Origin of the sequence: Streptomyces sp. NBC_00224, from assembly GCF_041435195.1 — a bacterium.
Taxonomy (GTDB): Bacteria; Actinomycetota; Actinomycetes; order Streptomycetales; family Streptomycetaceae; genus Streptomyces.
The window spans coordinates 5,103,968-5,117,196 of record NZ_CP108106.1; the positions used below are offsets into that span (position 1 = coordinate 5,103,968).

Annotated in this window: 8 protein-coding genes; all 8 read left to right on the forward strand. The window is 71.4% G+C overall.

What is annotated here, in order from left to right; translation table 11 throughout:
- Nucleotides 1-49 precede the first annotated feature (49 nt).
- The 8 genes from OG965_RS22780 to tmk all read left to right on the forward strand — a co-directional run bounded on the left by OG965_RS22780 (nt 50) and on the right by tmk (nt 13,194).
- Nucleotides 50-403 (forward strand): STAS domain-containing protein, encoded by a 354-nt coding sequence (locus tag OG965_RS22780; RefSeq protein WP_053728100.1) that lies wholly within the window; start codon nt 50-52, stop codon nt 401-403.
- A gap of 85 nt (nt 404-488) precedes the next feature.
- The gene (locus OG965_RS22785) at nt 489-932 is read left to right on the forward strand and encodes an ATP-binding protein (protein ID WP_371653922.1); all 444 of its coding nucleotides are present in this window, start codon (nt 489-491) and stop codon (nt 930-932) included.
- Nucleotides 933-1,181: 249 nt separating this feature from the next.
- Nucleotides 1,182-3,575 carry a sodium-translocating pyrophosphatase gene (locus tag OG965_RS22790; RefSeq protein ID WP_371653923.1) on the forward strand — a complete coding sequence of 798 codons (2,394 nt, stop codon included), beginning with the start codon at nt 1,182-1,184 and terminating at the stop codon, nt 3,573-3,575.
- Nucleotides 3,576-3,764: 189 nt separating this feature from the next.
- On the forward strand, nt 3,765-4,499 hold the full coding sequence (locus OG965_RS22795) for a small secreted protein (protein ID WP_371653924.1): 735 nt from the start codon (nt 3,765-3,767) through the stop codon (nt 4,497-4,499).
- Between the two features lie 112 nt (nt 4,500-4,611).
- Nucleotides 4,612-6,135: a methyltransferase gene (locus OG965_RS22800; RefSeq protein ID WP_371653925.1), complete on the forward strand. Its 1,524-nt coding sequence runs from the start codon at nt 4,612-4,614 to the stop codon at nt 6,133-6,135.
- 302 nt (nt 6,136-6,437) lie between these two features.
- Complete coding sequence (locus tag OG965_RS22805; protein WP_371653926.1) at nt 6,438-6,653, forward strand: hypothetical protein; 216 nt, start codon at nt 6,438-6,440, stop codon at nt 6,651-6,653.
- 249 nt (nt 6,654-6,902) lie between these two features.
- Nucleotides 6,903-9,701 (forward strand): type I DNA topoisomerase, encoded by a 2,799-nt coding sequence (gene topA / locus OG965_RS22810; RefSeq protein ID WP_371653927.1) that lies wholly within the window; start codon nt 6,903-6,905, stop codon nt 9,699-9,701.
- A gap of 130 nt (nt 9,702-9,831) precedes the next feature.
- On the forward strand, nt 9,832-13,194 hold the full coding sequence (gene tmk / locus OG965_RS22815) for a dTMP kinase (RefSeq protein WP_371653928.1): 3,363 nt from the start codon (nt 9,832-9,834) through the stop codon (nt 13,192-13,194).
- Nucleotides 13,195-13,229 lie beyond the last annotated feature (35 nt).

The window sequence follows — 13,229 nt, forward strand, 5'->3', positions numbered from 1 at the left end:
CGGGGAGACTCAGGGGGCGGCCGCTCGATAGCAAGGTGCTGGAGGATCCGTGGACCTGTCCCTGTCGACTCGCAATGTGTCCGGCCCTGGTGGCGACCGTACGGTCGTCGAGGTCGGTGGCGAGATTGATGTGTATACCGCGCCCAAGCTGCGCGAGCAGTTGGTCGAGTTGGTGAACGACGGCAGCTACCACCTGGTTGTCGACATGGAGGGCGTGGACTTCCTCGACTCCACCGGCCTCGGCGTGCTCGTGGGCGGACTCAAGCGTGTCCGTGCCCACGAGGGCTCCCTGCGGCTGGTCTGCAACCAGGAGCGCATTCTGAAGATCTTCCGGATCACCGGGCTCACCAAGGTGTTCCCGATCCACGGCTCGGTCGACGAAGCCGTCAACGCCACTGACTGACGGCTCCGGAGGAAGGACAGGGGCACCGGGCTCTTCACGGCCCGGGGCCCCTGAGAAGCACGCCCGTACGTCCGAGGGGGATCGCATGGCCACCGTTGAACTCCGCTTCAGCGCCCAGCCCGAACACGTCAGGACGGCCCGCCTGGTGGCGGCCGCCGTGGCGCGCCGAGCCGGGGTGGACGAGGCGGTCCTCGACGAGGTCAGGCTCGCCGTCGGCGAGGCGTGCAGCCGCGCTGTGGGGCTGCACCGTACGTACGGGGTGACGGCGCCGGTGCGCGTCGCGCTGACCGAGGAGGAGAAGTCGTTCTCCATCGAGGTCGGGGACGAGGTGCCCGGTCCGGGTTCCGGGGGTGCCGCGCCGGGTGTGCGCGGTGCCACGGCCGAGGACGAGCCGGACGACGGCGGAGAGGACGGGATGGGCCTCGCGGTCATCAGCGGCCTCGTCGACGACGTGGAGGTCACTTCGGACGAGTCCGGCGGTGTCATCCGGATGACCTGGCCGATCACCGGGGCGACAGCCGAGCCCTGACCGACCCTTCGACCCCCGCTGTACAGGCCCTGCTGAGCAGGGCCTTTTTCATTTTTGGCGATTATTCTCTAGATCGTTGATCAGCCGTCAATGCTTTTGCCCCATTACCGCTTTCGGGGGCCTTTTCGTGGCGCGATCATTCGCTGAGTAGCAAATCAAGGTCAATTCCGCTAACCGCGCCCTGTTTTGATCGTGTTCCGCTCCCTACAATCCGTCCACATCTTGGGCTCGGAACGTCAAGGAGGACGAATGGCGGGGCTCTTCAACCCACAAGAACTCGATCACCCCACTTCACTCGCGGCCGCGGTACTGACCGACGGCAACCGGTTGATCGTGATCGTCATCGCGGCGGTGGCCCTCGCGGCCCTGCTCGTCGCCCAGCTGCTGGTCCGCCAAGTACTGGCGGCCGGCGAGGGCACCGACTCGATGAAGGAGATCGCGGCGGCCGTCCAAGAAGGAGCTAATGCCTATCTGGCCCGGCAGTTGCGCACCCTCGGCGGCTTCGCCGTCGTGGTGTTCTTCCTGCTCTTCCTGCTGCCGGCCGACAACTGGTCGCAGCGCGCGGGCCGGTCGGCCTTCTTCCTGATCGGCGCGCTCTTCTCGGCGACGACCGGATACGTCGGCATGCGACTGGCCGTACGCGCGAATGTGCGCGTGGCGGCCGCTGCCCGCGAGGCGACCCCCGCGGAAGGCGAACCTGAAAAAGATCTCACGGCCGTCTCGCACAAAGCCATGAAGATCGCTTTCCGTACGGGCGGCGTGGTCGGCATGTTCACGGTGGGCCTCGGCCTGCTGGGTGCCTCCTGCGTCGTTCTGGTCTACGCCGCGGACGCCCCCAAGGTGCTGGAGGGCTTCGGCCTCGGCGCCGCGCTGATCGCCATGTTCATGCGTGTCGGCGGCGGCATCTTCACCAAGGCGGCGGACGTCGGTGCCGACCTCGTCGGCAAGGTGGAACAGGGCATTCCGGAGGACGACCCGAGGAACGCCGCCACCATCGCCGACAACGTGGGCGACAACGTCGGCGACTGCGCGGGCATGGCGGCGGACCTCTTCGAGTCCTACGCCGTGACCCTGGTCGCCGCACTGATCCTCGGCAAGGCGGCCTTCGGCGACGCGGGCCTCGCCTTCCCGCTGATCGTCCCGGCGATCGGCGTGGTCACCGCGATGATCGGCATCTTCGCGGTCGCCCCGCGGCGCGCCGACCGCAGCGGGATGTCCGCCATCAACCGCGGCTTCTTCATCTCCGCGGTGATCTCCCTCACCCTGGTGGCGGCGGCGGTCTTCATCTACCTGCCGTCCACGTACGCCGAGTTGGACGGGGTCACCGACGCCTCCATCAAGGCGCACGACGGCGACCCGCGGATCCTGGCGCTGCTCGCGGTGGCCATCGGCATCGTGCTCGCCGCCCTCATCCAGCAGCTGACCGGGTACTTCACCGAGACCACCCGGCGTCCCGTCCGCGACATCGGCAAGTCGTCGCTGACGGGCCCCGCGACGGTCGTCCTGGCCGGTATCTCCATCGGTCTGGAGTCCGCCGTCTACACGGCCCTGCTGATCGGTCTGAGCGTCTACGGGGCCTTCCTGCTCGGCGGTACGTCGATCATGCTCGCCCTGTTCGCGGTGGCGCTGGCCGGCACCGGTCTGCTCACCACGGTCGGCGTGATCGTCGCCATGGACACCTTCGGCCCGGTCTCCGACAACGCGCAGGGCATCGCCGAGATGTCCGGCGACGTCGAGGGCGCCGGTGCCCAGGTCCTCACCGACCTGGACGCCGTCGGCAACACCACCAAGGCGATCACCAAGGGCATCGCCATCGCCACCGCGGTCCTCGCGGCGTCGGCGCTCTACGGCTCGTACCGCGACGCCATCGCCACCGCGGTGAACGACGTGGGCGCCAAGTCCAGCGAGATGACCCTCAGCATGGACATCTCACAGCCCAACAACCTGGTGGGCCTGATGCTGGGCGCGGCGGTCGTCTTCCTGTTCTCGGGGCTCGCGATCAACGCGGTGTCCCGGTCGGCGGGCGCGGTGGTCTTCGAGGTGCGGCGGCAGTTCCGCGAGCACCCCGGGATCATGGACTACAGCGAGAAGCCGGAGTACGGCCGAGTCGTCGACATCTGTACGAAGGACGCCCTTCGGGAGCTGGCAACCCCCGGCTTGCTCGCGGTGCTGGCGCCCATCGCGGTCGGCTTCACGTTCGGCGTCGGCGCGCTCGGCTCGTATCTGGCGGGCGCGATCGGCACCGGCACGCTGATGGCCGTCTTCCTCGCCAACTCCGGTGGCGCGTGGGACAACGCCAAGAAGCTGGTCGAGGACGGCAACTTCGGCGGCAAGGGCAGTGAGGCCCATGCCGCCACCGTCATCGGCGACACGGTGGGCGACCCGTTCAAGGACACCGCGGGCCCGGCCATCAACCCGCTTCTGAAGGTGATGAACCTGGTGGCGCTGCTCATCGCGCCCGCGGTGGTCAAGTTCAGTTACGGGGCGGATGCCAGCCCCGGGGTGCGCGCTGTCGTGGCGGTGCTGTCCACGGCCGTCATCGTCGGCGCGGTGTACGTCTCCAAGCGGCGCGGAGTGGCGGTGGGCGACGAGGGAAACCACGAGATGACCGCCAAGTCACCTGACCCTGCGGTCGTTTCCTAGCAGCAGTACGACAAAGACGGGCGGGCGGTGCGGATTGACGCACCGTCCGCCTGTCGCTTTGTGGTCGTGAGCCTTCTCTCCCTTGGTGCAAATGGCTCCAAAAGCGAGCAGATCCGGCGTAGGACACGCGGTTGTCGCCCACTTGGCGTGTATGTTCCGGGGCCGAGAGCCTTGGAAGGGACCGATCCGGTGAACAAGAAGCTTGCGGCCGCACTGTCCGGCGGCGCGGTACTGGTGCTCGCACTGTCGGGTTGCAGCAGCGACGACTCGGACAAGAAGGTGAAGGACTGGGCCAAGACCTTCTGCGACCAGGCCCAGCCGCAGATCAAGAAGATCACTGACGCCAACGCCGCCATCGAGAAGCAGACGGCCGACGAGAGCAAGCCGGTTGACGTCCAGAAGACGGACTCGGCTGCCTTCCAGCAGATCTCGGACGCGTACAAGTCGCTTGCCGACAGCCTCAACAAGGCCGGTGTCCCGCCCGTCAAGGACGGCGACAAGACCCAGGAGGAGGCTGCCAAGGAGCTGACGGCGTCCTCCACCTCGTACGGCAACCTCAAGAAGAAGGTCGACGCGCTCGACACCGGCGACCAGGCGAAGTTCGCCGACGGCCTCAAGGGCGTCGCCGACCAGCTGAACACCATCAGCAAGAGCAGCGACGACGCCCTCAAGAAGCTGGAGTCCGGCGACCTCGGCAAGGCGATGCAGAAGCAGCCCGGCTGCCAGAAGCAGACCGCCTCCGCGCCCTCCTCGGCGTCGCCCGCCGCCGGCGGCGACGCCTCCAAGCAGGCGTCCCCCTCGGGCTCCGCCTCGCAGGGGGCGAAGCCCTCGGAGTCGGCGAAGCCTTCGGAGTCCGGCAAGCCCTCGGAGTCGGCGAAGCCGTCCGACTCGGCCAAGCCCTCGTCCTCGGCGAGCGCGGAGTAGCCCCTACTCCGTAGGGGCCCCGCCGTCGCGCGCGGCCGCCTTTCGCACGGCCCGGACCCATGTGGGTGCCGGGCCGTGGGTGTTTGTCAGTGCCAGCCGCCACAATGGCCGGGTGAGTACGACCAGTGTTTCCGCCAGTCCGCCCGCCGGCCTGCCCGTGCCCGACCGCGCCGCCCGGCTCCGCGACGCCCTGCTCGCGGCCGACTTCACCGCCGACGGCCTGCTCGACCTGCTCGGCGCGCCCGCCTACGCCGCGCTGGCCCGCAGCGAGACCGTGCCCGCCCTGCGGGCCACCCGCGGCGGCTCCCCGCTCGACACGCTCGTACGGCTGTTCCTGCTCCAGCAGCCCGTCGCGTACGAGCGCGCCAGAGCGGCACTGCCGGGCGACGAGGCCCTGGAGGACGGCTGGCTCACCCGGACGGGCGACGAGGTGCGCGCCGCGGTTGACGTGCGTCCGTACGGCGGCCCGGAGGGCCAGGACTGGTTCATCGTCTCCGACCTCGGCTGCGCGGTCGGCGGCGCCGGCGGCGCGAGCGGCCGCGACGAGGGAATGGTCCTCGGGGTAGGGGGCGCGTCCACCACGCTCACCGGGCTCACCGTCCGCACCCCGGTGGCCTCCGCCCTGGACCTCGGCACCGGCTCCGGCATCCAGGCGCTGCACGCGGCGCAGCACGCGACCCGGGTCACCGCCACCGACCTCAACCCCCGCGCCCTCGCCTGCACCCGCCTCACCCTCGCCCTGTCCGGCGCGCCCGAGGTGGAGCTGCGCGAGGGCTCGCTCTACGAGCCGGTGGACTCCGAGACGTACGACCTGATCGTGTCCAACCCGCCGTTCGTCATCTCGCCGGGCGCCCGGCTGACGTACCGGGACGGCGGCATGGGCGGGGACGATCTGTGCCGCACGCTCGTTCAGCAGGCGGGAGCCCGGCTGAACGAGGGGGGATACGCGCAGTTCCTCGCCAACTGGCAGCACGTGGAGGGCGAGGAGTGGCAGGAGCGGCTGCGCTCGTGGGTGCCGCGCGGCTGCGACGCCTGGATCGTGCAGCGCGAGGTCCAGGACGTCACCCAGTACGCGGAGCTGTGGCTGCGGGACGCCGGGGACCACCGCACCGGCCCCGAGGCCTACGCGGAGCGGTACGAGGCGTGGCTCGACGAGTTCGAGGCACGCAAGACCAGGACGATCGGCTTCGGCTGGATCACGCTGCACAAGTCGGGATCCGAGCAGCCGTCGATCACCGTCGAGGAGTGGCCGCACCCGGTCGAGCAGCCGCTCGGCGAGACCATCCGGGCCCACTTCGCCCGGCAGGAGTATCTGCGTACGCACGACGACGCGGCCCTGCTCAGCGACCGGTTCCGCCTCGCCGACGAGGTGGTGCAGGAACAGGTCGGGCTGCCGGGCGCCGAGGACCCGGAGCACGTGGTGCTGCGGCAGAACCGGGGCATGCGCCGGGCCACCACGGTGGACACGGTCGGCGCGGGCTTCGCGGGCGTCTGCGACGGCCAGTTGGACGCGGGCCGGATCCTGGACGCCATCGCGCAGCTGATCGGCGAGGACCCGGTCCAGCTGCGCGACCGCACCCCGGAGTCGATCCGGATGCTGGTCGGCCAGGGCTTCCTGGAGCCGGTCGGCGAGTGACCCGTGCGCCCCGGAGCCGCCGCCGGGACGGCTGTGCGTGAAGGGGCCGCGTACGACAGGTGAGGTAGGACCGCTCCCGCATGCGGCGGGGGCGGTCCGGCGGCGGGCGTCGGGGCAGGGGAGAGAAAACAAGGGTGTGAATTCGGCCAACCCCACCGCACACCCCGCCCCGCTCACCTCACCCGCCCCACCCGGCGCTCTCGCCTCAACACGCCCGTCCGCCCGCCGCTGGGCCGGATGGGGGTGCGGCCGTTCACCTGGAGTTCGCCGGGACTCCTCCCGCGAGTGCCAGGATCCGCGCCATGAACGGGATGGGTGGGGCGGAGGCCGGTCCGGCCGTGTTCGCGGGGACGGTTTTCGTACTGTTCGGGGGCGCGCTGCTGCTGTGGACGGGGGTGCGCATGCGGCACCGGGCGCCGGTGGCGGACGGGGCGGGGCTCGCGGTCTCGGCGGCGCTGGCCACTTTCTTCGGCGCGGTCTTCCTGCTCGCCGGGGTGTGGTGCTTCACACGCATGTGAGCCCCGCCGGCCCCGTGGCGCCGCGCCGCGCCGGTCGGGCTCGTGCCCAGGTCTCCGCTGGGACGAAACGCTTTTCAGAACGTTCTGGGACGGTCCAGGCGGCAGACTCGCCTTAAGTCGGGTTACCGTTCGAGTGGCCGCTGCGGGCTTTTGCTGTTTGACACGGGGGCGGGTTGTACCGTCACACTCCGCAGCGACCGTACAGCTCGTACGTGCCACCCGAGTGCCGACCCGGAGAGAAGAGCGAAGTTGTCCCCGACCAGCGAGACCGCAAAGGGCGGCCGCCGACTCGTCATCGTCGAGTCTCCTGCCAAGGCGAAGACGATCAAGGGCTACCTCGGCCCCGGTTATGTCGTCGAGGCGAGCGTCGGGCACATCCGCGACCTGCCGAACGGCGCCGCCGAGGTGCCCGACAAGTACACCGGCGAGGTGCGCCGCCTCGGCGTGGACGTCGAACACGACTTCCAGCCCATCTATGTCGTCAACGCCGATAAGAAGGCCCAGGTCAGGAAGCTCAAGGAGCTTCTGGCCGAGTCCGACGAACTCTTCCTCGCCACCGATGAGGACCGCGAGGGCGAGGCCATCGCGTGGCACCTTCAGGAAGTCCTGAAGCCCAAGGTCCCCGTCCACCGGATGGTCTTCCACGAGATCACCAAGGACGCCATCCGGGACGCCGTCGCCAACCCGCGCGAGCTCAACCAGCGCATGGTCGACGCCCAGGAGACCCGCCGCATCCTCGACCGCCTCTACGGCTACGAGGTCTCGCCGGTCCTGTGGAAGAAGGTCATGCCGAGGCTCTCGGCGGGCCGCGTCCAGTCGGTGGCGACCCGGCTCGTGGTCGAGCGGGAACGCGAGCGCATCGCTTTTCGTTCTGCTGAGTACTGGGACCTGACCGGGACGTTCTCCACCGGCCGGGCGGGCGACGCCTCCGACCCGTCCTCGCTGGTGGCACGGCTCGCGGCGGTCGACGGCCGCCGGGTGGCACAGGGCCGCGACTTCGGTCCCGACGGAAAACTGAAGAGCGACGTCCTCCACCTCGACGAGGCGAACGCCCGAGCGCTGGCGGCCGCCCTCGCCGACTCGGCCTTCGCCGTCCGCTCGGTGGAGTCCAAGCCGTACCGCCGCTCGCCGTACGCCCCGTTCCGTACGACGACGCTCCAGCAGGAGGCCTCCCGCAAGCTCGGCTTCGGGGCCAAGGCCACCATGCAGGTCGCCCAGAAGCTGTACGAGAACGGCTTCATCACCTATATGCGTACGGACTCCACCACGCTGTCCGAGACGGCGATCTCGGCGGCCCGTGCGCAGGTCACGCAGTTGTACGGCGCCGACTACCTCCCGGAGAAGCCGCGTACGTACGCCGGGAAGGTCAAGAACGCGCAGGAGGCGCACGAGGCGATCCGCCCGTCGGGTGATCGTTTCCGCACTCCGGCGGAGACCGGTCTGACCGGCGACCAGTTCCGGCTCTACGAGCTGATCTGGAAGCGGACGGTCGCGTCCCAGATGAAGGACGCGGTCGGCAACTCCGTCACCGTGAAGATCGCGGGCCGGGCGAGCGACGGGCGGGACGCGGAGTTCACCGCGTCCGGCAAGACGATCACGTTCCACGGCTTCATGAAGGCCTACGTCGAGGGCGCGGACGACCCGAACGCGGAGCTGGACGACCGCGAGCGGCGGCTGCCCCAGGTCGCCGAGGGCGACGCGCTGTCGGCCGAGGAGATCACCGCGGACGGCCACGCGACCAAGCCGCCGGCCCGGTACACCGAGGCCTCGCTGGTCAAGGAGCTGGAAGAGCGCGAGATCGGCCGTCCGTCGACGTACGCGTCGATCATCGGCACGATCCTCGACCGCGGCTACGTCTTCAAGAAGGGCACGGCGCTGGTCCCGTCGTTCCTGAGCTTCGCCGTGGTCAACCTGCTGGAGAAGCACTTCGGCCGGCTCGTCGACTACGACTTCACCGCCCGCATGGAGGACGACCTCGACCGCATCGCGCGGGGCGAGGCCAAGTCCGTGCCGTGGCTGAAGCGCTTCTACTTCGGCGAGGGCGAGGCCGGTGCGGCCTCCGACGCCGGGAACGGCGACGGGGACCACCTCGGCGGTCTGAAGGAGCTGGTCACGGACCTCGGCGCGATCGACGCGCGCGAGATCTCCTCGTTCCCCGTGGGCAACGGGATCGTGCTCCGCGTCGGCCGCTACGGGCCGTACATCGAGCGCGGTGAGAAGGACTCCGAGGGTCACCAGCGCGCCGACGTGCAGGAGGAGCTGGCGCCCGACGAGCTGACGGTGGAGTACGCGGAGGAGCTGCTGGCCAAGCCGAGCGGCGACTTCGAGCTGGGCATGGACCCGGTGAGCGGCAACCAGATCGTGGCGAAGGACGGCCGGTACGGGCCGTATGTCACCGAGATCCTGCCGGAGGGCACGCCGAAGACGGGCAAGAACGCGGTGAAGCCGCGGACGGCCTCGCTCTTCAAGTCGATGGCCCTGGACACGGTGACGCTCGACGACGCGCTGAAGCTGATGTCGCTGCCGCGCGTGGTGGGCGCCGACGCCGAGGGTGTCGAGATCACCGCGCAGAACGGGCGCTACGGGCCGTACCTGAAGAAGGGCACGGACTCGCGTTCGCTGGAGTCGGAGGACCAGCTCTTCTCCATCACCCTGGAGGAGGCGCTGGCGATCTACGCGCAGCCCAAGGCGCGTGGCCGTGCGGCCGCCAAGCCGCCGCTCAAGGAGCTCGGCACCGACCCGGTCAGCGAGAAGCCGGTTGTCGTGAAGGACGGTCGCTTCGGCCCGTACGTCACGGACGGCGAGACCAACGCGACCCTGCGGACCGACGACAGCGTGGAGACGATCACGCCGGAGCGCGGCTACGAGCTGCTCGCCGAGAAGCGGGCCAAGGGCCCCGCCAAGAAGACGGCGAAGAAGGCTCCGGCCAAGAAGGCGCCCGCCAAGAAGACCGCGGCGAAGAAGACCGCCGCCAAGAAGACGGCGGCCACCGCGAAGAAGGCTCCGGCCAAGAAGACGGCCGCGAAGAAGACGGCCGCGGCTGAATAGACGCCGCATGGACGCCGCATGGGCCCGGTCGGGGCGATGACCCCGGCCGGGCCCTTGGCGCGTGGATCCCGCCCGTATGTATGTTCGGGCGGGCCCTCGGGGATCTGGGCGCTCCGGATAGGCTGGGCGGATGACGCGAGCCGAGCATCCCCAGAGCTCCGAAGGCGCAGGGGCGACCCCCACGGTCGTGAGCCCCGTCTCCGACGCCCTAGCCGCAGACTCACGCGAGCGTGCCGTACGGGCCCTGTTGCGCATCCCGCCGCTGAGGCGGCTGTGGAGCGCGCAGTTCGTCGGCGGGATCGGCGACGCCCTGGCCGTACTCGTCCTGCTGCTGCTCGCCCTGCAGGCGGCGGTCTCCGAGGACGCCCTCGGCGGGGGCTACCGGGGCGCGGCCTTCGCCGTGGCCGCTGTGCTCGGCGCCCGGGTCCTCGCGACGTTCCTGTTCGGGGCGGTGCTGCTCGGACCCGTGTCCGCGCTGACCGCGCCCAGCGGTCCGCTCGACCGGCGCTGGACCATGATCGGGGCGGACGGCGTACGCGCCGCGCTGCTGATCGTCGCGCCGCTGTGGATCGACTGGACCCCCGACAACGCGCTGGTCTTCCTGCTGGCCACCGCCTTCGCGGCCGGTGTCGCCGAGCGGTTCTGGACGGTGTGCAAGGAGAGCGCGGCGCCCGCACTGCTGCCCGCGCCCCCGCTGGAGGGCGCCGCCGTGCGCCCGCTGCCGGACCATCTGGACGCGCTGCGGCGCCTGTCGCTGCGTACGACGTTCGCGTCCGTGCCGACGGCCGCCGCCGCCCTGCTCGTGGCCGCGCTCGTCAGCAAGGGCCTCGGTAAGGGCATCGACTGGTTCTCGCTGCACCAGGCGGCGCTCGGCTCGTACGTGGCGGCGGGTCTGTTCGCCGCGTCCGTCTCCGTCCTGGCGATGCTCGAACTTCCGGACTCCCAGACTCCGCGTGCCCGCTCGCCGCTGGAGGGGCTGCGCAGGCCCTCGACCGGCGCCGGTCCCGACAAGGGGCGTACGGGCGCGATTCCGCTGCTCGTGCCGGCCTGCGGGGCGGTCGCGGGCGCCCTCGCGTCGGCGGTGGCCGTGGCCGTGCTGCACGCGGCGGACCTCGGAGGCGGGCCCGCCTCGTACGCGCTGCTGGTGCTCGCTCTGATCGGCGGCGCGGGCGTCGGTATCCGTACCGCGCCGAAGGTGCTCCCCGTCCTCTCGCGGCGGCGGCTGCTCTCGCTGGCCATCGCGGTCACCGGGGTCGCGCTGCTCGCGATGGGGCTGGTCTCGGACACGGCGACGGTCCTGTTCATCGCGCTGCTCGCGGGCGTCGCCGCAGGTGTGGCGGCCAACAGCGGGCACACGCTGATCGACCAGGAGACCGAGGAGTACCGCCGGGCCCGCACCACCGACCACCTCCAGGCGGTCGTACGGGTCGCGATCGGCCTCGGCGCGATCCTCGCCCCGCTGGTCGCCGCCGCCATCGGCCCGCACCGCCTGGCCGGCGACGGACTCGTCTTCGCGCACGGCGGCGCCGGCTTCACGCTGATGCTCGTCGGCGCGCTGCTGCTGCCGGTCGCCGCGGTCGTCCTGGCCAAGACCGACGACCGGCAGGGCGTGCCGCTGCGGCGCGATCTGCGGGACGCGGTGCGCGGCGCCGACCCGGTGCAGGCCCCGGCCCCGACCGGCTTCTTCATCGCCCTTGAGGGCGGCGACGGCGCGGGCAAGTCCACGCAGGCGCAGGCGCTGGCCGAGTGGATCAGGGCCAAGGGCCACGAGGTCGTGGTGACCCGTGAGCCGGGCGCCACCCCGATGGGCAAGCGGCTGCGCTCGATCCTGCTCGACGTCTCCAGCGCCGGGCTCTCCAACCGCGCGGAGGCCCTGCTGTACGCGGCGGACCGCGCCGAGCACATCGACTCGCTGGTGCGCCCCGCCCTGGAGCGCGGCGCGATCGTCATCTCGGACCGCTACATCGACTCGTCGGTCGCCTATCAGGGCGCCGGGCGCGATCTGTCGCCGACCGAGATCGCCAGGATCAACCGCTGGGCGACCGGTGGTCTCGTACCGCATCTGACCGTGCTGCTCGATGTGTCGCCCGAGACCGCTCGCGAGCGGTTCACGGAGGCGCCGGACCGGCTCGAATCGGAGCCGCCCGAGTTCCACGCGCGCGTGAGGGCCGGGTTCCTCACCCTGGCGGCCGCCGACCCGTCCCGCTACCTGGTGGTGGACGCGGGCCAGGAGCCCGAGGCGGTCACCACCGTCGTACGCCACCGGCTCGACCAGGTGCTGCCGCTCTCCGAGGCCGAGGTGAAGGCCCAGGAGGAGGCGCGCAGGGCGGCCGAGGAGGAGGCCCGGCGCAAGGCGGAGGAAGAGGCCGCGCGCAAGGCCGAGGAGGAGCGCCTGGAGCGCGAGCGCCAGGCGCAGCTCGCCAAGCTGCGTGTCGAGGAGGAGGAGCGCAAGCGGCGCGAGCTGGAGGAGGCGCGCCGCCGCGAGGAGGAGCGCCAGGCTGAGGAGGCCCGGCTGCGGGCCGAGGAGGCCAGGCGTCTCGCCGAGGAGGAGCGCGTCCGGCGCGAGGCGGAGGCCAAGGCCGCCGCGGCCGAGCAGGAACGGCTGCGCAAGCAGGCGGAGGAGCAGGCCCGGCTGCGCGCCGAGGCCGAGGAGCGCCGTCTGGAGAAGCAGCGCAAGGCCGAGGAGGCGCTGCGGCGGGCGGAGGAGGCCCGGCGTCTCGCCGAGGCGGCGAGCGCGGCTGCTTCGGCTGCGGCGACCGCGGCGGCCTCCGCTCCGACCGCCACGCCTTCTCCCTCGGTCCCCGCGACGGCTTCTCCCTCCGCTCCCGCCAAGAGCGCGGACGATGCTTCGGCCACGCGCGCGAGGCGGAAGCCCCAGGCGGAGTCGGCCTCCGAGGTGACGGTGCCCACGCCCGTCGTGAACCCGGACGCGCACCCCGAGGTGAGCCCCAACGAGATCACCCAGGAAGTCCCGGCGCCGGGCAAGGACGCCCCCGGCCGGGCCGGGTCGGGTCGGGCCGCTCGGGACGCCGCCGAGACCACGGTCCTGCCGCAGGTCCCGGCCGAGGCCGCCGAGACGACGGTGCTGCCGCCCGTAAGGGACGCGGACGAGACGACCGTGCTGCCTTCCGTACGGGAGGGGGCGCGGGACGCCGACGAGACGACGGTCCTGCCGCCCGTGCGCGACGGGGCCGGGGAGAGCGCGGCGCATCTGCCGGTGCGGGACGCGGAGCGGTTCCCGCCGGGGATCTTCCGGGACGAGCAGGAGCAGCCCGAGCGGGCGAACGAGCGGACGCGGGAGCTGCCGCAGGTCGACCCCGAACAGCTGGGCGCGGAGCCCGGGGCCGGAGCGGAGACGAAGCGGGGCCGTCGGCCCAGGCGGCGTTCCGACTGGGCCGAGGAGACCCCGCTGGACGATCTGCCCTCGCTCGCCGACGAGCTGCTCGGGCCGCACGCCGACGACGATGACGACCGCCGGGGCCGCCGCCGCTGACCTGCGGGAAAGCCGCGCCGGACGGGATTGTCCGA

Bases quoted from the DNA above. Each gene is read 5' to 3' on its own strand.
- OG965_RS22785 (WP_371653922.1), top strand. From the start codon at position 489: ATGGCCACCGTTGAACTCCGCTTCAGCGCCCAGCCCGAACACGTCAGG.
- OG965_RS22790 (WP_371653923.1), top strand. From the start codon at position 1,182: ATGGCGGGGCTCTTCAACCCACAAGAACTCGATCACCCCACTTCACTC.
- OG965_RS22805 (WP_371653926.1), top strand. From the start codon at position 6,438: ATGAACGGGATGGGTGGGGCGGAGGCCGGTCCGGCCGTGTTCGCGGGG.
- tmk (WP_371653928.1), top strand. From the start codon at position 9,832: ATGACGCGAGCCGAGCATCCCCAGAGCTCCGAAGGCGCAGGGGCGACC.